The organism is Trichococcus pasteurii (genome assembly GCF_900112935.1).
Taxonomy (GTDB): Bacteria; Bacillota; Bacilli; order Lactobacillales; family Aerococcaceae; genus Trichococcus; species Trichococcus pasteurii.
Window position 1 is genome coordinate 15,096 of sequence record NZ_FONM01000013.1, and the last position, 23,165, is coordinate 38,260.

19 protein-coding genes are annotated in these 23,165 nt (G+C 45.6%); 6 read left to right on the forward strand and 13 right to left on the reverse strand.

Annotated elements, in window-relative coordinates; translation table 11 throughout:
* The first annotated feature begins 149 nt into the window (after positions 1 to 149).
* The gene (locus BM184_RS10735; protein WP_177208629.1) at positions 150 to 1,148 is read left to right on the forward strand and encodes an AraC family transcriptional regulator; all 999 of its coding nucleotides are present in this window, start codon (positions 150 to 152) and stop codon (positions 1,146 to 1,148) included.
* A gap of 6 nt (positions 1,149 to 1,154) precedes the next feature.
* Here BM184_RS10735 and BM184_RS10740 read toward each other — a convergent pair whose 3' ends face one another.
* Together BM184_RS10740 and BM184_RS10745 are read right to left on the reverse strand one after the other, a co-directional pair.
* Positions 1,155 to 2,153, reverse strand: coding sequence for an AraC family transcriptional regulator (locus tag BM184_RS10740; protein ID WP_177208630.1), 999 nt, complete (start codon positions 2,151 to 2,153; stop codon positions 1,155 to 1,157).
* Between the two features lie 82 nt (positions 2,154 to 2,235).
* The gene (locus BM184_RS10745) at positions 2,236 to 4,983 is read right to left on the reverse strand and encodes an alpha-L-rhamnosidase (RefSeq protein ID WP_086941986.1); all 2,748 of its coding nucleotides are present in this window, start codon (positions 4,981 to 4,983) and stop codon (positions 2,236 to 2,238) included.
* A 207-nt stretch (positions 4,984 to 5,190) separates the two neighbouring features.
* Here BM184_RS10745 and BM184_RS10750 point away from each other — a divergent pair, with 207 nt between their 5' ends.
* Positions 5,191 to 5,667 (forward strand): RpiB/LacA/LacB family sugar-phosphate isomerase, encoded by a 477-nt coding sequence (locus BM184_RS10750; RefSeq protein ID WP_086941985.1) that lies wholly within the window; start codon positions 5,191 to 5,193, stop codon positions 5,665 to 5,667.
* A 128-nt stretch (positions 5,668 to 5,795) separates the two neighbouring features.
* Here the strand turns inward: BM184_RS10750 and BM184_RS10755 are convergent, their stop codons facing one another.
* From BM184_RS10755 to BM184_RS10770, 4 genes are all read right to left on the reverse strand, one after another.
* On the reverse strand, positions 5,796 to 6,242 hold the full coding sequence (locus BM184_RS10755; RefSeq protein ID WP_245830567.1) for a heme-binding protein: 447 nt from the start codon (positions 6,240 to 6,242) through the stop codon (positions 5,796 to 5,798).
* A 67-nt stretch (positions 6,243 to 6,309) separates the two neighbouring features.
* A complete protein-coding gene (locus BM184_RS10760; RefSeq protein ID WP_086941984.1) occupies positions 6,310 to 7,287 on the reverse strand; it encodes a Gfo/Idh/MocA family protein in 978 nt (325 codons plus the stop codon).
* Between the two features lie 44 nt (positions 7,288 to 7,331).
* Positions 7,332 to 8,654: a PTS sugar transporter subunit IIC gene (locus BM184_RS10765; RefSeq protein WP_086941983.1), complete on the reverse strand. Its 1,323-nt coding sequence runs from the start codon at positions 8,652 to 8,654 to the stop codon at positions 7,332 to 7,334.
* Between the two features lie 19 nt (positions 8,655 to 8,673).
* Positions 8,674 to 9,690 (reverse strand): Gfo/Idh/MocA family oxidoreductase, encoded by a 1,017-nt coding sequence (locus tag BM184_RS10770; RefSeq protein WP_086941982.1) that lies wholly within the window; start codon positions 9,688 to 9,690, stop codon positions 8,674 to 8,676.
* 272 nt (positions 9,691 to 9,962) lie between these two features.
* Here BM184_RS10770 and BM184_RS10775 point away from each other — a divergent pair, with 272 nt between their 5' ends.
* Both BM184_RS10775 and BM184_RS10785 read left to right on the forward strand, forming a co-directional pair.
* A complete protein-coding gene (locus tag BM184_RS10775; protein ID WP_086941981.1) occupies positions 9,963 to 10,820 on the forward strand; it encodes a MurR/RpiR family transcriptional regulator in 858 nt (285 codons plus the stop codon).
* A gap of 314 nt (positions 10,821 to 11,134) precedes the next feature.
* Positions 11,135 to 12,418, forward strand: coding sequence for a DEAD/DEAH box helicase (locus BM184_RS10785; protein WP_086941979.1), 1,284 nt, complete (start codon positions 11,135 to 11,137; stop codon positions 12,416 to 12,418).
* 241 nt (positions 12,419 to 12,659) lie between these two features.
* On the opposite strand, the gene BM184_RS10790 is transcribed toward BM184_RS10785, so the two are convergent.
* The 5 genes from BM184_RS10790 to BM184_RS10810 form a co-directional block, all read right to left on the reverse strand.
* A complete protein-coding gene (locus tag BM184_RS10790; RefSeq protein WP_086941978.1) occupies positions 12,660 to 12,977 on the reverse strand; it encodes a putative quinol monooxygenase in 318 nt (105 codons plus the stop codon).
* 86 nt (positions 12,978 to 13,063) lie between these two features.
* The gene (locus BM184_RS10795; RefSeq protein WP_245830565.1) at positions 13,064 to 13,873 is read right to left on the reverse strand and encodes an SDR family NAD(P)-dependent oxidoreductase; all 810 of its coding nucleotides are present in this window, start codon (positions 13,871 to 13,873) and stop codon (positions 13,064 to 13,066) included.
* Between the two features lie 54 nt (positions 13,874 to 13,927).
* The gene (locus tag BM184_RS10800) at positions 13,928 to 14,911 is read right to left on the reverse strand and encodes an aldo/keto reductase (RefSeq protein ID WP_086941977.1); all 984 of its coding nucleotides are present in this window, start codon (positions 14,909 to 14,911) and stop codon (positions 13,928 to 13,930) included.
* A 46-nt stretch (positions 14,912 to 14,957) separates the two neighbouring features.
* Positions 14,958 to 15,809, reverse strand: coding sequence for an aldo/keto reductase (locus BM184_RS10805; protein ID WP_086941976.1), 852 nt, complete (start codon positions 15,807 to 15,809; stop codon positions 14,958 to 14,960).
* A 241-nt stretch (positions 15,810 to 16,050) separates the two neighbouring features.
* A complete protein-coding gene (locus tag BM184_RS10810) occupies positions 16,051 to 17,229 on the reverse strand; it encodes an MFS transporter (RefSeq protein WP_086941975.1) in 1,179 nt (392 codons plus the stop codon).
* Between the two features lie 444 nt (positions 17,230 to 17,673).
* On the opposite strand from BM184_RS10810, the gene BM184_RS10815 reads away from it, so the two are divergent.
* On the forward strand, positions 17,674 to 18,228 hold the full coding sequence (locus BM184_RS10815) for a TetR/AcrR family transcriptional regulator (RefSeq protein WP_086941974.1): 555 nt from the start codon (positions 17,674 to 17,676) through the stop codon (positions 18,226 to 18,228).
* A gap of 350 nt (positions 18,229 to 18,578) precedes the next feature.
* Here BM184_RS10815 and metF read toward each other — a convergent pair whose 3' ends face one another.
* A complete protein-coding gene (metF, locus tag BM184_RS10820; protein WP_086941973.1) occupies positions 18,579 to 19,439 on the reverse strand; it encodes a methylenetetrahydrofolate reductase [NAD(P)H] in 861 nt (286 codons plus the stop codon).
* A 16-nt stretch (positions 19,440 to 19,455) separates the two neighbouring features.
* Positions 19,456 to 21,732 carry a 5-methyltetrahydropteroyltriglutamate--homocysteine S-methyltransferase gene (gene metE / locus BM184_RS10825; RefSeq protein ID WP_086941972.1) on the reverse strand — a complete coding sequence of 759 codons (2,277 nt, stop codon included), beginning with the start codon at positions 21,730 to 21,732 and terminating at the stop codon, positions 19,456 to 19,458.
* A 435-nt stretch (positions 21,733 to 22,167) separates the two neighbouring features.
* On the opposite strand from metE, the gene BM184_RS10830 reads away from it, so the two are divergent.
* The gene (locus tag BM184_RS10830; RefSeq protein WP_086941971.1) at positions 22,168 to 22,950 is read left to right on the forward strand and encodes a Cof-type HAD-IIB family hydrolase; all 783 of its coding nucleotides are present in this window, start codon (positions 22,168 to 22,170) and stop codon (positions 22,948 to 22,950) included.
* Positions 22,951 to 23,165: the final 215 nt, after the last annotated feature.

The window sequence follows — 23,165 nt, forward strand, 5'->3', positions numbered from 1 at the left end:
CTCTTTTTCTTGGTATCGCTTTATTCCCTTTGATAGTTACATTTTACTTAAAAAGAGGACATGATATAATGGTAGAAATCGACCCCCATCCACTGAACTATGTGAAAAATCGACATCCGAAAATGAATATGAAGGTGTGGAAAAAAACTATGATTGAAGCAAATTCATTACCCGAAAAACTTAAAGACTTACAAAACAATTTATCGGAAAAACCAGCCAGCGTTTTGGATACGAACAGTCCCGTTTCGATGTATTTCAAAACGGCTAAAGATAATCAAATTTTGTATACTGCAGCATACGGAGGAGAAATCAGATACCTGATTGGCGACAGCATTAATGTGCCGCACAAACATGCGCACTTTGAATTGATGTATGTCCTTCATGGGTCCCTTACTAATTACATAGAAGATAAAACGGTCTATTATCGCGCCGGTGATGGGTGCCTTATGAACCGTCAGATCAATCACTACGAAGTCCTGGATCCGGCCTGTTCCGTTGTGTTCGTAAACTTTTCGCCGGAGTATTTGACTTCCATTTTTAATGAAACCTTTTCGCACAAGCAACTCCCGACACTAGGTCCGTTATTTGAATTTCTGCGGGCCAATATCGCTGATGACGACGATTTGAAACGAAGCTACGTTGAGTTTACTCAAACAAACGAAGAAAACCGCACTTTCAACATCCTGCTGGATTCCCTTCAATTAGAATTATCCACATCCAAACTGGGCGCAGGTTATTTCCAAAAAGGCCTGTCTTTACGCATCATCGACGCTCTCCAGAACAACACAATCTTTTTCACGAAATTTATGGACCTTGGATTAAGTAAAGAGGACTTCCTGGTGGCTCAAGTTTTGAATGCCCTCGAAAAAAGAATGGGGAACATCACGCGTGCAGAATTATCGGAAATAACCCATTATAATGATGAACATCTGAATCGAGTGGTCAAGAAGAATACTGGCCTCAGCATCATGAAGCATGCAAAAAAGCTGAAAATAAAGCATGCGATGGATCTGTTGGCCCATACGGATATGACAATCAGTGATATTTCCAGCGCCATCGGATTCACTTCGGAGTCGCACTTCTACCGTTTTTTCAAAGAAAATCTGCAGCAATCGCCCGACCAATTCAGACAAGAAAAAAAGCTATGATTTTTCTCACAGCTTTTTGTTTCGGTGCATTTTTTTCCTTAACTGATTGGGTGTCTCTCCGTACTCATTCTTGAATATCTTGAAGAAATAACTCGGGCTGGTGATGCCAAGCTCTGCAACGATTTTTTCGATCGGTTTGTCGGTCCCGATCAGCAGATCGTAGGCCTTTTGCAGTCGTCGTTTCGTGACCCACTCTTTGAACGTCAGGCCTGTTTCTTGTTTGAGAAGATTGCTGAGGTAATTTTTGTTGAAATTCAATTGTTTCCCCAGACCTTCCAACGTGATGCTGGCGTATTCACTGTCGATGATCTCCAGGGCATCGATCACTTTCTTGTTGAAAGGGAGTTCCCCGGCTTCGCTGGACATGATATCCTCCAGTTCGGCCAGGATGACCAACAACCAAAGTTCCACTTTCTCGAATTTAGGCGTTTCGTCTACAAAATAATCGGCAAGCAAATAGGACAAGCACGTGCTGATCCGTTGATTATCGGCGGTGCTGAAATGCAGATAAGGCCGGTGACGGCTATTTTTTTTGCCCACGGTCAACAGAAAATCAGTGATCAGACTATGCCTCTGCGCCATCCTTTGGAGTACTTTCGTATTGATGGCGTCCGACTTGATCAAGATATTGATCAGAATGTCCTGCTCACCGAGCTTATCGATGGAATGGCCGGTTCCCGGATCGATCATCAGCAGATTGCCTTGCTTCATCTGGATTTTTTCCTGGCCGATCCACTGGGTGCATTGTCCTTGCAGAAGATAATTCAGCTCCAGGAATTCATGCGAATGGGTGGGCATGGCAAAATAGCGGGCATGCCGGTTCATGAAGATTTGATGATCCACAAAAAAATCCTCATCAGACAAATGAAAATCAAGCAGATAGCCGGCTGTTGCCGCTTGATTTTGGAATTTGGCGGTTATTTGTTCGGCCGTCATGGTTTTCATTTCAGCTTCAAGCGGCGTTTCTTTCAGCAAAATTCCCAAAATTTCTTGTGCCGTGGACATATTTATCACTCCTCTGCTCTTCATGCCCATTTTATCAACTCCATCACAAAAAGCAAAGGCCTTCGGGCCTTTGCTTTTTGTGTCAGATACGATTTGATTTTTTAAATAAACGGTCGGCCTCGGCGACCATCTCTGCAGTTATGCCAGTGTAGAATAATTTTGACAGCTGATGCAATGACAGGTTCAGCTGTTCCTCATCGGCAAACGCCATGAATCCTCTGATGCGTTCGTGAATGCCCAGGATTTCTTCGAACAGCTCCTTGTTTTCGTTCTTGATGACCGCAAGGCGTGTGTCCGAATCATACAGCAGGCTCAGGTCTTTTGTTGGTCGGTAGGTATACTCGTATCTGCCTGACGCCACTTTGATCGGCTCCCGATCAGAGTAAGGCAATACGATCTCAGCTTGGGCGCCAAATGGAACTTCGAAGCAGCAGCTCAGTTCGCCGTTTTCAAGTATTTTCCATTCGCTGACGAATTTGCCGGCCGCTGACTGATAGCTTCCGCGGGCATGGCCCAGTTTGGCGTTTGGATTAGGCGCCAATCTAGCGGTACGGAAACCGGGCTCCAACGGTTGGATGCCCGCCACATATTTATAGACAAACTCGATGACGGATCCGTAACTGTAGTGGTTCAGAGAATTCATACCGGCAGGATTCATGGTGCCATCCGGCATGACGCTGTTCCAGCGCTCCCAAATTGTCGTCGCGCCAAGGTTCACTGCGTACAACCAGCCCGGGAAACCTTCATTGAGCAGGAATTCGTAGGCCAGATCAACCATACCGTTTTCCGAAAGCACCTGGCAAAAAATCGGCGTCCCGACGAAGCCGGATTTAATTTTGTACAGATCTTTTTTCAGACGGGTTCTCAGCTGCTCGATGACCACTTCGCGCTCACGGAATAGTTTGAACTTCAAAGCAATGATGTATCCCGATTGGGTGTCGATGGACAGGCGTCCGGATGGGGTCACATACTCAAATATAATCCGCTCGCGGACTTGTTCGCTGAGTCCGCGGTAATAGGCAGCGTCAGCTTCATTCCCCATCAAAGCTGCGACTTCCGCGACGATGCACAGACTTTCATAATAATAAGCTGAAGCAATAAACGTATCGTCAGTGCTGCCCTTGAATGAAGAAGGTGTTGCGCCATCCAGGGCCAGCCAGTCCCCGAACTGGAATCCGCCGGCATTGAGCTCCGTTTTCGAGCCATGCGCTTTCTCGATTTTAGAACCGGTCCAATCCACCCAGTCTTTCATCAGCGGGTAATACTGCCCGACTTCTGCCTTGTTCCCGTAGGCAGTCCACAAGGCTTTAGGGATGAACGTCGCGGCATCTCCCCAGACAGCTGCGCCACCTTGCGTAGCCATCGCCGGCATATAATTCGGGATGCTTCCCGACAATTTTTCCTGTTCCGTGCGCATATCGATCAGATATTTGCGGTAAAAAGCCCGCGTGTCCATATGATAGCTTGCTGTCGGAGCAAATACTTGCGCGTCCCCGGTCCAGCCCAGCCGCTCAGCCCTTTGCGGACAATCGGTCGGCATATCGAGGAAGTTTGATTTGAGCCCCCAAAGCGAGTTTGAATACAGTTGATTCACTTTAGCATTGCCGGTTTCGATGATGCCTGTTCGCGTCATATCGGAATAGATGGCCAACCCGCGTACGGCTATTTCCTTGTCTGCCGGCCAGCCCGTCACACGCACATAGCGGAAACCAAAGTAAGTGAAATGCGGATGAACCATTTCGGATTCTCCATTGGAAATGTAACGGAAGCCTGCTGTGGCGGTGCCGTAATTCTCATTATAAAAATTGCCTTGCTGCAGTATTTCCCCGAACTCAAAGTGCACCTCGGTCCCTGCCGGAAAATCGGCATCAAACGCAAGCCAGCCGGCAAAGTTCTGCCCAAAATCAAGTACCGTCTCGCCATTCGGGGTCGTGATGACCTCCTTCAAAGGAACTACTTCATGAATGCTCAATCCCGGGCTAACGCGGTCTCTCAATTTTTCTTTTGAAATGCCAACGATCGCCACCTCATCGCAGCGCCCCGATTTATCAAGTGTCCGGTCGATCGTTTCGCCATCGTAGATGCCGCTGTTCGTGATATCGCTCAGCGTCGCTTTCCAACTGAGATCCGTCACGATCCGCTCTTCCGTCCCGTTTTCGTAGCACACCACCAATTCTGCAATTGCCGCAAATTTGTCCCCAAAATAAGCATTCTCTCCGCTCAGTCCGAATCTCCCTTTGTACCAGCCGTTGCCCAACATGATCGCCAACTGATTGCTTTGTTTCAATTGATCAGTGACATCATAGATTTGGATTTGGATGAAAGCATCGTAGTTGTTGACGAACGGCGCCAGCACATCATTTCCGATCTTCTTTCCGTTCAAACTTGCTTCATAAAGCCCAACCCCACTGATATACAGGCGGGCTTCCTTCACTTGCTGGCTCAGTTCGAAATCCTTGAACAAAATCGGATGGATTTCTTCCTGCACCTTCGGCCCAATCCATTCCGCGTCCCATGCTTCATCCAGTTTCCCAGTCTCAAAAAAGCTTGCCGATTTAGCTTCTTCACCATCTTCAGCCGTGACACGAATCTGCACATAATAGCGTGTTCTGGGCTTCAACTGAAGCGTCAACGTTTCCCCTGAACTGTCCAGATCACCGTTTTTCTCCAGCACAATCTCCTTGAATTTATGATCGCCAGCTAATTGGAGGCTTGCCTCTTTTTGCATTTTCCCTAACCCGTTGTCGACCGCCCAACTGACGATCAAGGGCTCAAAATGATAACCGATAGGCTCAACAATACCGTTAAATTTAATATCCGTAATTTCCATGTGGTTCCCCGCCTTGTTTTTAAGTATACGCTTACTATAATCAAAACCAATCTGTAAAACTACATCAAAATCATATGGGAAAATGCTCTAAATGCAGATTATTCTTTTTTCAAGGCCGCGGGAAGCCTTGATCTGTAAACTCAGTCTGTACTACTCTCGCCATTTGGCTTATACTTTTGATTAATGACAGATAATGGAGGGATTTAAATGAAAATTGCCGTTTCCAGCGACCATGCCGGCTTCGCATTGAAAGAAGAAGTCAAAGCTTTACTCGAAAAGGAAGGCCATGAAGTGCTCGACTTCGGACCTTACAACGAAGAACCTTGTGACCTGTCCGATTATGTTTACCCTGCCTCACTGGCTGTGGCGGAAGGAAAAGCCGACCGCGGTATCTTTGTGGATGGCGTCGGTTACGGCAGTGCCATGATCGCCAACAAAATCTACGGCGTCTATGCAGCGGTCTGCCAAGATCCTTTCTGCGCGAAACTGGCGCGTTCCCACTCCGACACGAATGTACTCTGCCTTGGCGGAAAAATCATCGGTTCGGCATTAGCGCTTGAAATCGTGACGGCTTGGATGACGACCGATTACCTCAGCGATATCGAAAAATACACGAACCGCGTCGACAAAGTGAAAAAGATTGCCGAAAAGCATCTGAAGAAATTGGATGAAATCCAGGACTAGTCAGTCATGAACTGACTGCACAATGTTCGAAGAACAAATTACCACAAAAACAAGACCGCACTGAACTGGATAACAAATCCATTTTGGTGCGGTCTTATTGTTTATTCTCAAATCCGTCAGCAACGTTCTTAATATTGCGAGGCCAATACTTCTTCCATTGATTCGACGATCAATTTATGGTCCTCCAGATGTTCCAAGCCGGAAACGCAGATGGCGCCCGTGACTTCCCCGTTTTCGATGATCGGGAATCCCCCGCCGCAAACAGCATGTTCCGGACTGCTCTCCCATTCTTTATATTGGGGTACGTCATCCGCATAGAGGAAAGTGTAGAGGGAGCTGTGTCCGCTGTCCATAACCGTCTTTTCCTTCCGGTTCAACCAAGGGCTCTCCCTGCGGCCATCCATCAAATAATGCAGAATCAGCAAGTCATTATGCACGATCCTTATGCCGACAGGCTTTCCTGCCAGTTCCTTGACTTTTTTGATGACTCGTTGCGCGATTTCCAAGCCCATTTCATGCGTAAATGCTTCAAATTGCAGCGTCTGTTCCTGTTCCAATAACTCGACTTTATCCACTTATATGCACCTTTCCATAAACGGGACCGTCCCATTTTGAGACAGCCCCACCCTTATCTCTATTCCGTCACCCCAGAATGATTCCGGCGCCTGCCAGCGCCTCTTCGGCGATTTCCATCACGACTTGGCTTTGCTCAAGCATATCCTTGGCTTTCGTAAAATCTTTGGCTTCGATCATGCGCGCAAATTCGCGGAATTCCTCGTACATCCGGTGTGGATGTACTTTCTTGTCCAATGCTTGGCTCTCCTGGCCGTTCAGGTTCACTACAAAAGAATCGCAGAGATTCGGCGGGCCATTCAGTACAACGGAGCCTTTATCGCCCTGAATCATGGATCGTATCGGTGCTGCCGAATCCTTCGCCCCGATGCAGACCACTTTGCAACCAGGGTAATCCAACAGAAGAATGCCGGATGTATCAATCCCTCGCTCGACATTCGCAAGGTATTTCACCGAGTCGGGTTTCCCAAGTATCCCAACGACAAAGTGGATGTTGTAGATATTGATGTCCATCAACGCTCCGCCGCCTGCTTTCGGACTGAAGGCGGGCAAAACTTCTCCCTTCTTGAAGGCATCGTATCGAGAAGAATACTGGGAATAGTTGCATTCGATGATCTTCAGATCCCCCAAGTGAGGGATCTGCTCCTTGATCGCCAGATAGTTGGACAGATATCTTGTCGTAATCGCTTCGACCAGGATCAGATTTTTACTTTCCGCCAGTTCCTTCAGTTCGATCAATTCAGCTGAATTGATCGTGAATGGTTTTTCGCAGATCACATGTTTTCCGTTCTCCAATGCTTGCTTCGTGAATGTGTAGTGCAGATGATTTGGCAGTCCCACATAGATGGTGTCGCACTCCGGATCATTCAGGACTTCTTGATAGTCCGTATATATTTTCCCGATGCTGTATGTGTTTGCCAGGCCCTCCATTTTCGCGCGTTCCGCTTCGATGCCGAACATGCTGACCAATTCCGTATCCGGCAAGTCCTTCGCCATCGTCAGAAAATCCATGACGATCTGTCCCGATCCTAGTATTGCAAGTTTCATATATAAGACTCCTTTTTTCGATTCTTTGTATTCTTATTCAGTTTCTATGCTTCAACAGCATCCATCTGATGCTGTACTTCTTCGTCGTTTTCCAGCTCCTGTTTGACCGCCAAATTATCCGCTATCTTAAAGAACGGGAAGTAGATGGCAGCAGAAAGAGCGATTTGGACGATATTCAATACGGCTCCTCTCCAACCTGAAACTAGGAATCCTGCAATGATCGGAGGAGTGGTCCAAGGAATGTTCACCCCATTGGTATAAGGTACGAGCCCCGTGCTCATTGCAAAAAATGCGACAACGCCCATGATAATCGGTGCCAAGAGAAACGGAACGATCATGATCGGGTTCAATACGATCGGCATGCCGAAAATGATCGATTCATTGATCGTAAAGATTTCCGGACCGATCGACAATTTGCCCAACGCTTTGAACTGCTTGGATTTGGCTGCGAACAGAAGCAAAAGACACAGACCGAACGTTGCACCCGATCCACCGATTTTGATGAAGTTATTATAAAACTGAGAAGTCACGATATTCGGAATAACATCCCCAGCTGCCAGCGCCGTAGCATTTTCAGCTGTCAAGGTCAACCAAATCGGAGACATTACACTCCCGACAATGTTCGCACCGTGCAGACCAAATGACCAAAGAATACCTTCAATGATGAGCACGACGATGGTCGCCGGCAATGTGCTTCCTAAAGCCGTTAATGGTGTCTGCAAGTTATTGAAGATGAACGTTTGCACATCGCCGTAACTGGTCTGTTCGAATCCGATGCGCACGAAGTTGAAGAAAACGATGACCAGCGCAACCGGAATCAAGGCTGAGAAGGACTTCGATACGTTCTGCGGAACCGAATCAGGCATTGTGATTTTCCAGCCCATTTTGTCGGTGAAGCGCATAATTTCAATTGCGATAATTGCAATCAGGATACCAACAAATAATCCGGCAGCTCCCAGGTTCCCTAATGGAATCCCGATTCCCAAGCCTTCCTCTGCGAAAGCGTGCATCGGTGTGACTACGAAAAAGGATGCCAATGCCGCAAAGATGCCGGCCATATTGTCCAGTCCGTACGATTTAGCTAATTCATTACCCATCCCGACCACAACGTAAACGGTCATCATACTCATGGAAATGTTGTTCGGGATCGTGAACATCCGCTGCCAATCGGCTCCGAATGTATTCAACATGAATTCGGTATAAGCGTTAATCGGCAAGTAGGCTAGTAAGATAAAGAAGGAGCCGATGATCAAAAGCGGCATTGCTGACATAAAGCTGTTCTTTACAGCGCTCAAATAGCGGTTTTGTTCCAGTTTCACCGCTATCGGAGTCAATTTTTCCTCAAGACTATTCAATAAGTTCTCCATTTTTTATGACCTCCTAATATTATTCCTTGATTGTGCTGATGCCTTCTTCAAGAATTTCGATCTGGCGGATGGTCTCTTCATCTTTGACGATTTTTTCTTTTCCATTGACGATTGACTCATAGACGCCGGCATAGATCCGACCGTAATCTCCAACTTCGGAAACGACTTTCTCTTCGTGGTAACAGCCCGCGTCATCCATATACGTGAGGATGCCGTAATGTTCCGGCAAATCGATCCCGAAATCAGCGTTCGTAGGCATATGGAACATTTTTAGGTGCTCCTCTTGGCGATCTTTGGTCTGTTTGACGAATTGGCCCTTTTTGCCGGTCACGATGAAGCTAGGACGTTCCTTCAGGCGGAAATAGCTGGATTTGACGGATACTTTTTTGGTCGGATAGAAGAGGTCCAAATCGAAGTAATCATTGAAACGACCTTTTCCCAAAAGCTGTCTGACGTCATACGTGACACTTTCCGGATTGCCAAAGTAGGACAGGACCTGATCGATTGTATGGCAACCATGCCCATACAGGTAGCTGTTGACCTTAGAAAAGCTTGTGATGGACTCCGGAATTTCTGGTCTGAAGTAGTCGTAGTGCATTTCGACTTCCAGGATATCCCCCAGAACGCCGCTCTCGATCACTTTTTGAACAGTCAGGAAATCCGAGTCGAATCTGCGGTTTTGGTAGCACTGGATAAAGAGATTTTTTTCTTTCGCCAAGGCGAACAGTTCTTTAGCTTCTGCGGAAGTGTTCGTGAAGGGTTTTTCAACCAGCGCGTTCTTGCCTTTTTCCAGGGCCATTTTGCCATATTGATAATGGAAGTCTGATGGCGTGGACACCACTACCAATTGGACTTCATCATCGCTCCAGATGTCTTCAATGTTGTCTGTGTAAAGAACTCCTGGCACTTTTTCCCAGGCATCGTTTTGTACCGGAGAAAAGATTGTCTTGATGCGGATGTTTTCGTTTTTCAGGGAGAAGGGCATGTGATAACGGTGGGCACTTTTCCCGCCGCCGATATAAGCGATTGTTAACATAAAATAATTCCTCCATTTCTCTTGCATGGCCTCATTATAGGGAATACCAGCCTTCACGAAAACGCTTTTACGTCAGATGGGACCTGCTGTTCAATGCAAATCCGATTTGCTTGTAAAACACTGAACATAATGTTCAGCGCCTATAGTAATATCCTTTGTAATTTGCTGTTGGCAGTTGCCTTTTCGGGGTTTATTGCTTATATTGAAGGAAATACCGGATCGGTTAAGTGGATCGAATCATTGCTGGATACGTTATATATGGAGGGAACAGGATGAGTTTGCTGAAAAAATTGAAATTGAAAGAAAGTTTTACGGACACCGAGCAAAGAATCGCTGATTACATTTTGACAAACTTGGATGATGTGCCCGATATGGTGATCCAGCAACTTGCAGAAAACACCTTCACTTCCCATTCAGCAATCATCAGGCTCAGCCAGAAATTGGGTTTTTCAGGCTATCGCAGCTTCAAGGTGGCGCTGATCCACGAAATCCAAAGCAACAAACATACGCCGACAAACGTCGATCCCAACTTCCCGTTCCTGCCGATGGACGGTTCGATGGACATCGCCAAAAAAATGGCCGACCTGACGATCGAAACGATCAGAAAAACCTTGGTGAAACTGGAAAAGGACAAACTGAACAAAGCGGTGGATCTGCTGCAAAAGGCGGATAAGATCTTCCTTTTCGGTACGGGCGATTCCCAGATCCGCGCCCGCAGCTACCAGAACAAACTCATCAAAATCAACAAGCATCTGATCATTGGCGACGAATACGGCGAAGCGGCCTGGAATGCCATGAGCATGGGCAAAGCCGATTGTGCTCTGTTCATCAGTTACGGCGGCAATTCAACCAACCACAGAAAGATCATCAAATATCTGAATTCCATGAAGATCCCCTGCATCCTGCTGACGGCAAATACGGAGCAACCAACGAGCAAGCTGTGCGACCTAGTGATCGAGGTGCCTTATGATGAGTTCGATTTCTTCAAAGTCGGCACCTTCTCTTCTCAGATATCCTTTGAGTACATACTGAATACGTTGTTTTCGATCCTCTACGCGCGCGAATACACGAAAAACCTCAACAGCCTCAAGCGCAAAACAGAAGCGGCGAAGAAATGGGAACTGCTATAGGACTTGGCGGGGAATTCTGACGAAAATTATGTATTTCAGCCCGCCAAAATGCTTTTGGCGGGTTATTTTGGATTCCTCATCTCCTCCCCGCCCTCCTTTGCAACCTATTTATTTCCTTCAAAAATGGAATTCTATGACTTTTGCTTCCATTTGTGATATAGTAGGCCAGTCACGCTGTTGCTCAGAGAACCTATATAACGTTTCGCGGTGAGGAATTTGGCAAACGGGAGTCCGACTCTCTTTCCCAAACTGCCCTGACCCGAAACATACCCACTAAAATCAAATGCATGCAGAGCATGCTGAAGGAGATCCATTTGTTATTTAAAGAACTAGAATTGAACCAAAACCTGCTGCGCGCACTGAAAGAGGCAGGCTACACGAAAGCGACGCCCATCCAGGAAGATGCCATTCCGCATCTGATGAACAACAAGGATTTGTTGGGTTGCGCCCAAACTGGTACCGGTAAGACCGCTGCCTTTGCCCTCCCGATTCTGCAGAACCTAACAGAAGCAGGAACAGCTGGAAAAGGTAATATCAAAGCCCTGATCCTTGCCCCTACCCGTGAGCTTGCCTTGCAAATCGGGGAAAGCTTCCAAATTTACGCAAAATACCTTCCATTGAAGATCCAAGTCATTTTTGGCGGTGTTTCTCAGAATCCTCAGACAACCGCGCTGAAACGCGGAACGGATATCCTTGTGGCGACGCCAGGCAGATTGTTGGACCTTATCGGACAAGGATACATCAAACTGAACCAGGTAGATTTCTTTGTCCTGGACGAAGCCGATATGATGTTGGACATGGGGATGCTCCATGATGTACGCCGCATCATCCGTGAATTGCCTAAGAAACGCCAAAGCATGTTCTTTTCAGCGACTATGCCGACTGAAATCGAAAAACTTGCGGGGACCATTTTGACCAATCCGGTGAAGGTGGAAGTCACGCCGGTTTCCTCCACTGTGGAAATCATCCACCAAAGCGTTTATCCCGTAGCCAAGACCGACAAAACCGATCTGCTTATCCACCTTCTGAAGGAAGATACAGTGGAGCGCTCGCTTGTCTTCTCAAGAACGAAGCACGGCGCCAACAAGATCGTCAAAAAGCTTTTACAGGCTGGACTTTCAGCCGAAGCGATCCACGGCAACAAATCCCAGACTGCGCGTCAGCGTGCTTTGGAAAACTTCAAGACCAAAAAAACCAGCGTTCTTGTAGCGACAGATATCGCAGCCCGTGGTATCGATGTGCCTGAACTTTCGCATGTCATCTTGTTTGATCTGCCTGAAGTTCCGGAAACCTATGTTCACCGTATCGGACGGACGGGACGCGCAGGACGCGGCGGAAAAGCCATCTCCTTCTGTGATGAAACAGAAGCATCCTTGTTGCGAGACATCGAAAAACTTATCCAGAGAAAAGTTCCGGTCGTAACAGATCAGCCTTTCCTGTTGAAAGAAGGCACTAAGGCAGCTGCACCACAACCGAAAAAACCGGTTGCTGCGCGCAATAACGGAACCCGCGTCAAAAACCAGCAAGGTCCAAGAGGCGGCCAAAAAGCTGCACAAAGACCGCGTTTCCAGACCAAAAAAAATACTCAAAGTAACTAATAAGTAAAGAGAGCTCCCGCCGGAAATGGCGGGAGCTCTCTTTTTTTCTGACTTCATCTGTGGGGCCGGCACATAAATGCGGGGAGTCTCTATCCCTTGCAAGCGCTGGATTAAATCACCTTTTATTCTTAATAAAGTTGTTTATCAAGACGACATCCAATTTTTTCTGAACAAAAAACATGCCAGGGCAAACGTATGCTCAAGTAGGATTTTGAAATCTTCGATCCTGTGATAATTGCACTTAGGATGGATCGCTTACGCGTTGGGTCAGTGTAATCTGAGGTCCATACACAAGTAGCGGCTGCAATTGTTCCATAACTCTTGCGACATTCGGATGCTTAGTGTGGTCTTCAACAGCCTTTTCATTAACCCATCCATCCAGAATATAGAAAGTATTGGGAAATTCTAGTTTTTGGTATAAATCGTAGTAAAGGCATCCTTCCTCAAGTCGTGCAGGTCCGACAAGTTCCAAAAGGTGTTCTTGTACTTTTTCTCGGTTAGGCGTTTCACAACGCAATTCACAAATGATGTGTTGTTCGGCTGATTTTGAAGTTATCATGGTTCATCTTCCCTCTCTTAGTATATAACACCGAATGTAGTCCAGCTATATGTTCGACAAGTAAAAGGACATTAATTGATACTGGATTAATTTTTCCCTTGATACACTCGTGTCTGCCCACCATCGACCACCAGATCAATCCCCGTGATAAAGCTGCTCGAATCAGAAGCTAGAAAGACCACGGCATTTCCGATATCTTCCGGCGTCCCGACACGCCCTACGGGAATCTCACTTGTAACTCGCTGCGCGTAATCTGACACCTGTTCTTCGGTCATCTTCTGCTCGGTACGGTACCCCTCTGTCGGTACAACGCCCGGGCTAACCGTATTTACTCTGATGTGCCGATGCTTAAGATCTGTTGTCCAGCTGCGTGCAAGCGAACGGACAGCTGCTTTCGTTGCTGCATAAACAGAAAAACCTGGAAGACCCATATCTGCAGTAATCGAAGCGTTCAAGATAATGGAAGAACCGTCTTTGAGAATCGGAAGCATCGTCTGAACGGTAAAGATTACGCCCTTGATATTGACACCTAACAAGTGATCGATATCCCCTTCGGTAAGTTCTTCGAGAGCAATCGGTCTTCCTCCGCCTGCATTGGCGAAGACGATGTCGAGCCCGCCATGATCTTTCTGGATGGTCTCGGCAAGGCGCTTCAAATCTTCCTTGTTCGTCACATCAACGGCGATGCCACGTACGGATGGGCCGAGCCGAGCTGCCGCTTCTTCAATTTGTTTTTGCCGCCGCGAGACAATGTAGACGAATGCGCCCGCCTCGGCCAGTTGCTTAGCAGCACCGAACCCAATCCCTGCGCTCCCACCTGTGACGAGTGCCACGCTCCCTTCCAAAGTCTTTCCTGATATATTCAAATTGCTGTTTCCAAACTTTACATTTTCCATTGATTATCCCTCACCTTCCAGTATTTAAATTAATGGACTATTATTTAACAACTATTAATTATGTCCAACAATTGCGTGCGGTACATACGGTTCTTCCAAGTATGCTACCTCTTCCGCTGTTAATGAAACAGAAAGAGCAGCAACTGCATCTTCGAGATGATAAATTTTTGTCGCACCAACAATAGGAGCTATTACTGGTTCTTTCTGAAGAAGCCAGGCAAGTGCAATATGTGCGCGTGGAACACCCTGTTTTTCTGCAAGTTCGGCAACACGCTCTACGATTAATCGATCGGCATCTGCTGTTGAATCATACTTCGTTTTTTGCACTTGATCCGTTTCCGAACGAAGCGTTGTTTCTGACCAATCACGTGTCAATCTTCCTGATGCGAGTGGGCTGTATGGCGTGACAGCGATTTTTTCTTCCTTGCAAAGCGGCAACATCTCTCTCTCTTCCTCCCGGTAAATGAGATTCAAGTGATTCTGCATAGATACGAATTTTGTCCAGCCGTTTTTCTCAGCAATCTGGTTCGCCTTCTGGAACTGCCAAGCGTACATGGCAGAAGCCCCGATGTAGCGAGCTTTTCCGGATTTCACTACCTCATGCAAAGCCTCCATCGTTTCTTCAATTGGGGTATTGTAATCCCATCGATGCGTAATATAGAGATCCACATAATCTGTACCAAGACGTTCAAGACTTTTATCAATTTCGCTCATAATCGTCTTCCGAGAAAGTCCCATACTATTTGGACCATCATGCATTGGAAAAAAGACTTTTGTAGCAATGACGATTTCATCCCGTTTGGCAAAATCCTTTAAAGCACGACCCAAAAATTCCTCACTCATTCCGTCTGAATAGACATTTGCAGTATCAAAGAAATTAATCCCTAAATCTAGTGCCTTTTTAATAATCGTACGGCTCTGATCCTCATCAATTACCCATTTTTGGGGCCAACGATCTGATGGCACACCAAACCCCATCGTGCCTAAACAGATTCGTGATACATCTAAACCAGTATTTCCAAATTTTACATATTCCATTTGTTTCATCCTTCTTTCTATTAAGTGTCATTTCTGTTGGAGAGCATTAAATTTCAAATGTAACGTTACCGAGTCGTCTTACGCTTTCAGGGTCGTAATGGTCAAAGATAAGGTTCTGTTTCATGTCTAATGCGGCAATCGCCTCCATATCTTCCTGTCTTAGTTCAAAGTCAAAGATATTGAAGTTTTCGATGATTCGTTCTTTGCGGATAGATTTAGGAATCGCAACGACGCCTCTTTGAGTCAACCAACGCAGAATCACCTGCGAAACGGATTTATTGTATTTTTCAGCCAGTGTTACTAATAGTTCATTCTGAAAGACATTATTTGTTCCTTGAGCAAAAGGACCCCAGGACTCGATTTGAACATGGTTCTCTCTCATCAATTTAGTACTTTCGATTTGCTGGGTGAAGGGATGTGTTTCAATCTGGTTTACAGCAGGAACAACTTCATTATGATCGATCAAATCAATCAGACGGTCCATCTTGAAGTTGCTGACTCCGATAGCTTTAATCTTTCCATTACGATACAATTCTTCCATAGCACGCCAAGAACCATATATATCACCGAATGGCTGATGAATTAAATAAAGATCCAAATAATCCACTTGCAGTTTTTCCAGTGATTTTGCGAAGGCTTTCTTCGTGTTCTCATACCCAGCATCCTGAATCCAAAGTTTGGTTGTAATAAATATTTCTTCCCTTGGCACGCCACTCCGTTTGATGGCTCTTCCGACTGCTTCTTCATTCAGATACGCCGCAGCCGTATCAATCAACCGGTAGCCAGCCGTAAGCGCATTGTAAACGGACTGCTCACATTCATCAGGGTTATTAATTTGATAAACCCCAAAGCCGAGTATCGGCATCTCAACACCATTGTTCAAAATTACATTTTTCAAAAGTAACCCTCCTCATAGTTTATTTTTACTATTCACCCAAAAGATACATCGGTGTATTAAGATACGCCTGTGTATTATTATAGTCAGAATTTGAAGGTCTACAATTCCTAAATATCCAGGATTCGTGTATTAGTGTACAAATTTCTCAAAAATGTGTACTTACTGTTAAAAAGTTTGTCAGATTTTTATTTCCCTAATATCAGAGGAGATTATTGTCGCTAACCATAGAAAGGAAGCTTACTTAATTTCTGATAGTAGAACGATGTTTTGCAGAATTGTATAAAGTGTTTCTTAGTAAAATAAATACTAAACTTAAGACCAAGAAGAGTAATCCCCCGAATACGACGTATTGGATGCCCATTCCTGAGATAAATAATCCACCTACAGTTGCGCCAATCGTAATCCCTAAGTTGCTGACTGACAGAAACAGTCCATTTGCGAATTCTGGAGCCTCTGGAGCAGCAGACGTAATCCAGTATTGACTAATATTATTTCCTACAGCAAATAATATTCCCCATGCCAAAACGATGATGACCATAGCTCCAGTGAACTGTCCAGTTAAGAATAACATGATGTAAACCGCCCCTAATACGAAGGGATAAGACACTACCGATTTGAGGGCATTTTTAGAAAGTACCCTCCCACCCACAATGTTTCCTACAAGACTTGCTATACCAAATAGAACCAACATTAAACTTAGCGCTTGACCGGATATATTCGTAATCTTTTCTAGATATTCGGCAAGGTAACTGTAGACTCCGAATACAGCTGAATTGATGAAGATAACAGCAAAAATGGATAGCCATAAAATTGGTTTTTTTAACACACTCAATTGTTTTCCATACGACAATTTTTCCGTCACGGGCATGGATGGTACAAATAGTAATGTCGCAATGAATGCTACTGAGTTAACAACTGCAAAGAATGTCATTGCCAATTCCAACGAACCGGCATTTGCAATAAAAGTAGTAATCGGCACACCAATCACCATACCTGCCGATACACCCATAATTATTTTAGAAACAGCTTTTGGAGCTTCCTGCTGACTTACTGAACTAGTAGCTGCCGTCAAAGCGATTGAGATGTAAACTGGGTGTAAAAAAGCTGGAATTACACGAGCGATCAATGCAACGTTGAAGTTTGTTGCAAAGATGGAAACAAGGTTACCAACCACGAAAACACCAAGCGCCAACAATAATACCTTTTTGCGATTTATACCCGAGAAAAGTAACGGCAAAGTGGGACCGGATATAGCAACAGCCAGTGCAAAGAAACTCACAAGCAATCCCGCTTGTGATACACTGACACCAAAGTGTTCAGCAATTAAAGGCAGCACACCGATAACTCCCATTTCCGTATTGATGATTCCGAAAACTCCTGTAGTCAATATAAACAAAATTAAATTATTCCTTTTACTCATTTTGCTTCCACCTATCTTTCTTAATAATTTATGTTGATTTTAGAATACAAACTGCATGAACATACTTTTTAATAACTTTATCTTGAGGGACAATACAAAATTACTCACTCTCAAAAAGTTACAGTGGTGTATTAGAATACACGTGTGTATAATATGCATATATATATATTCGTGCTCAAGCAACCTAATAGGACTCTTAGCTTATTTGAATTTTTTACATCAGTTTCTCCTTTCAAAGTTATAATATTTTTTGTGTTTTCCAGAAAAGACACACCAGTGTATTAAGATACACCTGCGTATAACTATAAACAGAAAGGAAAAATCTACAATGCCCAATTAATTAACATCAGTGTATTAGTGCACTAATTAGTTGGAATTGTGTATTAATCGCAAAATATTTGATTATACTGTTATTATTTTCAAGAAAGATTGGTGACTTTAACAATGACTAAAGTGGATAGAAGAATACTCAAATCTCAAGAAGCACTAAAAAAAGCTATTATAGAACTGATGGCTGAAAAAAATTTGGATCAGATAACTGTACAGGATATTGCTGACAGAGCGGATGTTAGCCGAAAAACTTTCTACCTCCGTTATTTGGATAAATTTGATTTGCTTGATAAGCTCATTGAAGAGCATATCAATGAAATGCAGATAATGTGCGAATCAGCAAATGAAATGGATTATTTGGACGGAAGTGTAAGCTGGTTCGAATACTTCGAAAGCAATTATTCATTCTTCTCAGCGATGTTAGACAGTAAAGGAGCCCCCTTCTTCCGTACTCGGTTCCTTGATTTTCTCATCAAAGATATGAAGAATGGATGGGACATAAACGTAAATGAAGGGAAAAATGCCGGTTTAAATGAAGAGGTTATTCTTCATTTTTTTGCAACGGCTTACCTTGGGGCAGTGGAATGGTGGTTTAAGAATGAAAAACCTTGCCCGCCTCATGTCATGGAATACCAAATGAGAGTATTGCTTGAACGGAATTTAGAGTAAACAATGGATCGTTCCTTCATGTTGATGCACTTTGTTCGTTGCGATTTAAATAAAAAGGCAACTTGCACGATCAAATTCATAAACCTTTAGGAAAAAATCTTTTAAATGCGGGGAGTATCACTCAACCGGAGTTGGGCAACCAGGACAGCATATGAACACAAAAACGGCGCCGCCTCAAAATGAGACAGCACCGCTATGGGGTTTGGTTCTTGTTATTTGTGCTTAATGAATTGCTTTAGTGATTTTTGGGTCTTTTCGTACACTACCTGGTTATTTGTTTGACCAAACGTATTTTTTAAATCTCTCTTTCCCATAATCAGATCATTCCAATCCTGCTCATTCAGTTCTCATCAAATCAGATTTTTGATGCCGTCGCAGATCCTTTTTGCGACGATTGGATTGTTCATCGTGTAGATATGGATGCCGTCCACGTCATGCGCCAGCAGATCGACAATCTGATTTATCGCATAGGCCATACCGGCATCGAAAAGTGCCTCTTTGTTGTCTTCGTATTTGTGCATCACTCGGGAAAACTTTTCCGGCAAAGAGGCCCCGCAGAGCGTCACCATCCTTTCGATCTGCGCCTTGTTGATGACTGGCATGATGCCCGCCTCGACCGGCACGTGCATACCCGCGATTTGGATATGTTCCTGAAAGGAATAGAAGGCATTGTTGTCGAAAAAAAGTTGGGAGATCAGATGCTGCACTCCGCTGTCCACCTTCTCTTTCAGGTGGGCGATGTCCTCGACTTTGTTTTTCGATTCCGTGTGGCATTCCGGATAACAGGCGCCGCTGATGGAAAAATCACCGTATTGCCTGATGAATTTGACCAGATCGCTGGCATACCGGAAGTCTTTTTTCGCTTCTACTGCCGGGTTTGTATCCCCTCGCAAGGCAAGGATGCTGTCGATGTCAGCAGCCCTCAATTCCTCCAACAATTCACAGATTTCGAATTTCGAATGATTCAGACAAGTCAAATGCACCAGCGGATCGATCCCATATTGATGTTTGATGCGTTTTGCCAATTCAACGGTTTGGTTATTCGTATGGCTTCCGCCGGCGCCAAAAGTGACGCTGATGAAATCAGGGTTCAGTTCGCTCAGGATCGCCAGTGTCTCGTCGATGTTCTGGATCGCTTTATCGCGCTTCGGTGGAAAAATTTCGAAGGAAAGCACCGGTTTTTTCTTTTGGAATTTGGATTCTATTTTCATCAGCCTTCACCTCTTTTCAGACCGAAACTGCGTCTTTGATGATTTTCGCCGCCGCCACAAGATTGGCCAGACTTTCTTTCGTTTCTTTGATGCCTCTGGTTTTCAGTCCGCAGTCGGGATTGATCCATAGGTTTTCCTCGTCTATCTTCGTCAGCGCGTTCTTCAATACCGCCACCATCTCTTCGACACTCGGCACACGCGGCGAGTGGATGTCGTATACGCCCGGTCCGACTTCCGTTTCGAATTGGTTCGCCTTCAAGGCATCGATGATCGTCAGTTTGGAACGGGAGGCTTCGAAAGAAATGACGTCCGCATCCATGTTATCGATGTCCTGTACGATCTCCTCGAATTCGCTGTAGCACATATGCGTATGCACCTGCGTCTCCGGTCTCACGCCACTGTGGCAAAGGCGGAATGCCGGAATCGCCCAATCAAGGTATTCGCTAGCCCATTCTTCTCTGCGGATCGGCAACTTCTCCTTCAGAGCCGCTTCATCGATTTGGATGATCTTGATGCCCGCCGCTTCTAAGTCCTGAACCTCTTCGCGAATCGCCAGACCGATCTGGAAAGCCATCTCCCTCAGCGAAATGTCCTCACGCGGAAACGACCAATTCAGGATCGTCACCGGACCAGTGAGCATCCCTTTGACCGGTTTGTCGGAAAGACTCTGCGCATATTCCGAATAGAACACGGTAATCGGGTTTTCGCGTCGGATATCACCGAAGATGATCGGTGGCTTGACGCATCTTGTTCCGTAGGACTGTACCCAGGCTTTTTCGGTAAATACGTATCCCGCCAGGTTTTCTCCGAAGAATTCAACCATGTCGTTGCGCTCAGATTCGCCGTGGACCAGCACATCCAGCCCCAGTTCCTCCTGCAGATCGATGCATTCTTTGATAAATCCTTTGATGTTTTCATCATATTCGGCTCTGCTGATGTCGCCTTTGCGGTATTTGCTGCGGTTCTGCTTGACTTCCCTCGTCTGCGGGAAGGAACCGATCGTCGTTGTCGGCAACAGACCCAGTTGCAGTTTCTCCTTTTGGATCGCTCTCCGTTTTTTTCTCGGAACGTTTCTGACAAAATCTCTTTCCGTCAAGCTCGCCACGGATGCTTGCACGTGCTTGTCTTCATAGACCCGGTCCGCTGAAAAGACTTGCTGATTCGCAAGATAGGCTCCCTGCTCTTCATATCCGGAAGTGCCGATCAATTCCGTCAGTTCTTTGATTTCCTGCAGTCTTTCCTTCGCGAACGCGAAATACTGGGATACTTCATCAGGCAAACTCGTCTCATTTTCCAACGTGTAAGGAACATGCAACAGCGAACAGGAAGTGCTGATGACGATGTCGTTGCTGTACTTTTCCAGCCCATTGACCAAGTCGATGACCTTTTTGTAGTCGCTTTTCCAGATGTTTTTCCCGTTCAGGACGCCGGCAAACAAAGTTTTATCAGCCGGAAAGCCATGTCTTTCCAAAAGTTCCACGGTTTGTTTACCTTCGATGAAGTCAAGGCCGATGCTATCGAAGTCGAGCCCAATCACTTCTTCGTAGCTGTCCCGGATATCCCCGAAGTAGGTCTGCAGCAATACTTTTACATTGCCTTTATGCGCCAGCACTTTTTCGTATATGGCAGTGAATAGCGCGACATCCGCTTTGGACAAATCGGTGACCAAACTCGGTTCATCAAACTGCACCCACGCCACACCTTGCTCATTGAACCTATTGAGTATTGCGATATAGGCATTTGCCACTTGGTCGGCAAAATCATTTATTGTTTTGGAGCCTTTGTATTTTGCCAGTTTCAGGAAAGTGAATCCGCCGATGATTACCGGTTTCGTCAGCACGCCGATTGCTTTGGCTTCTGCGTACTCGGTAAAAGGCTTGTCGCCCACCAATTTAATTTCGGTATCGTCGAACAGTTCCGGAACCAAGTAATGGTAATTGGTGTTGAACCATTTCTTCATCGCCAACGCTTTGACGTCGCCTGCTTCGCCCTGATAGCCGCGCGCAGCCGCAAAGTAAGTGTCGCGCTCGTTCAGTCCCAGCTGTCTGTAGCTGTTGGGCAGCGCGTTCAACAAGACCGTCAGATCCAACAAGTTGTCGTAATATGAAAAATCATTCGAAGGGATGTGGCTGATGCCGGCTGCTTGCTGCAGATTCCAGTGCATTATCTTAATACCCTTTGCGACTTTCTCCAACTCTTCTACTGAAATTTCTTTTCTGAAATATTTTTCGGATGCGAATTTCAATTCGCGCCCTTTGCCTACTCTTGGAAAACCGATTAGTGAACTGTTCATTTTGAATTCCTCCATTTCATTTTTTTGGTTCCTGCTATTTCAAGTCCCTTCCCAGTCATCAGGGAAAACTGCGAACATGATGTCTTACCACTGTCCCGATAGTTGCTGATCAGCGTCTATCAGAAGGTTGCTCCAGTATGCCATGGAAAATGGATATAGGATAACACTTAATAAATATACGCAGTTATAGATTAATACTATACGTGCTCCGAACTCCGGCGAAGCCTACGTTCACAAACAGATCCGAATGCTGGATGCACCAGCAACTTATCTGGGTTGAACATTATGTCCGGAATAAGCTTGTTTTCGCATGAAATCAATGGTACTTTTTCCCAGATTTAAACGAAAGCCTTTTTAAATTCCGTAATCAGCCTATAATAAAGCTACACACATACTGCCTTTAAAAGAATAAGACCCAAACAAAGGAGACTACTTATGACAAAGTATCAGATCGCTTTTTTTGATATCGATGGCACTTTGATCGATTCCAGCAATCACAAAGTCAACATAAATGATGGCATACCCGAATCCACAAAAGAGGCCATCCATAAGATCCGTCAGGCCGGAATCATTCCCGTGATCGCTTCCGGGCGCCACAAGGAAGCTGTATTGGATTTGGCTTCCATTCTCGGTATCGACAGCATGATCACCTCGAATGGACAGGAAATCACCCTGAATGGCAAGAGCATCTACCAGAATTGGATCGAACAGGATGTTGTGGAGGAAATCTACACTAGCTTCGAACAACGCGGGATTGATGTATTCTATGACACTGTTCACGGAATCTTCAGTTCCGCTGATCGGAAGAATCTCTTGGACCGTGGCGTTGAGATCCGCTTCCTCAAACCTGGGGAATACCCGTCGAAAGTGCTGCAGATACTGGTTGACAGCGCCGACGTCGAGGGCATCAGCAGTTGGTTGACGGAATTGAAAGTCGTCAAATCCACACCGAAAACATTGGATATCCTGCCCCATGGCGTATCGAAAGCCTGCGGGATCCAGCAGCTCCTGAACATCCTTGGCTTGCCGCTGGAATCATCGTTGGCTTTTGGAGATGAGCAAAATGATCTGGAAATGTTCGATGCGGTCGGAACCGCCGTTGCCATGGGTAATGCCATCGATCAGCTGAAAGAAAAAGCCGATTTTGTCACCCGGGAAGTTTGGCGGGATGGTATTTATTATGCCTGCCAGCAGCTGAATCTGTTTTTGGAAGACTGATGCCCCGAAACCGCTCAATCGCTCGGGAGCTCGCTCTTGGGTCGGGTGTTCCGAGCGCTTTGCAGCGCGAACAGCCGAGAGGTCCGGCTTTTGTCAACTGTTCCGAGCGCTTTGCAACGCGAACAGCCGAAATGTCTGGCTTTTGTCAACTGTTCCGAGTGCTTTGTAGCACGAACAGCCGAGAGGTCGATCTTCTGTCGGCTGTTCAGTATTCT

Bases quoted from the DNA above. Each gene is read 5' to 3' on its own strand.
- BM184_RS10735 (WP_177208629.1), top strand. From the start codon at position 150: ATGATTGAAGCAAATTCATTACCCGAAAAACTTAAAGACTTACAAAAC.
- BM184_RS10740 (WP_177208630.1), bottom strand. From the start codon at position 2,153: ATGTCCACGGCACAAGAAATTTTGGGAATTTTGCTGAAAGAAACGCCG.
- BM184_RS10745 (WP_086941986.1), bottom strand. From the start codon at position 4,983: ATGGAAATTACGGATATTAAATTTAACGGTATTGTTGAGCCTATCGGT.
- BM184_RS10750 (WP_086941985.1), top strand. From the start codon at position 5,191: ATGAAAATTGCCGTTTCCAGCGACCATGCCGGCTTCGCATTGAAAGAA.
- BM184_RS10760 (WP_086941984.1), bottom strand. From the start codon at position 7,287: ATGAAACTTGCAATACTAGGATCGGGACAGATCGTCATGGATTTTCTG.
- BM184_RS10765 (WP_086941983.1), bottom strand. From the start codon at position 8,654: ATGGAGAACTTATTGAATAGTCTTGAGGAAAAATTGACTCCGATAGCG.
- BM184_RS10770 (WP_086941982.1), bottom strand. From the start codon at position 9,690: ATGTTAACAATCGCTTATATCGGCGGCGGGAAAAGTGCCCACCGTTAT.
- BM184_RS10775 (WP_086941981.1), top strand. From the start codon at position 9,963: ATGAGTTTGCTGAAAAAATTGAAATTGAAAGAAAGTTTTACGGACACC.
- BM184_RS10790 (WP_086941978.1), bottom strand. From the start codon at position 12,977: ATGATAACTTCAAAATCAGCCGAACAACACATCATTTGTGAATTGCGT.
- BM184_RS10795 (WP_245830565.1), bottom strand. From the start codon at position 13,873: ATGGAAAATGTAAAGTTTGGAAACAGCAATTTGAATATATCAGGAAAG.
- BM184_RS10800 (WP_086941977.1), bottom strand. From the start codon at position 14,911: ATGGAATATGTAAAATTTGGAAATACTGGTTTAGATGTATCACGAATC.
- BM184_RS10810 (WP_086941975.1), bottom strand. From the start codon at position 17,229: ATGAGTAAAAGGAATAATTTAATTTTGTTTATATTGACTACAGGAGTT.
- BM184_RS10815 (WP_086941974.1), top strand. From the start codon at position 17,674: ATGACTAAAGTGGATAGAAGAATACTCAAATCTCAAGAAGCACTAAAA.
- metF (WP_086941973.1), bottom strand. From the start codon at position 19,439: ATGAAAATAGAATCCAAATTCCAAAAGAAAAAACCGGTGCTTTCCTTC.
- metE (WP_086941972.1), bottom strand. From the start codon at position 21,732: ATGAACAGTTCACTAATCGGTTTTCCAAGAGTAGGCAAAGGGCGCGAA.
- BM184_RS10830 (WP_086941971.1), top strand. From the start codon at position 22,168: ATGACAAAGTATCAGATCGCTTTTTTTGATATCGATGGCACTTTGATC.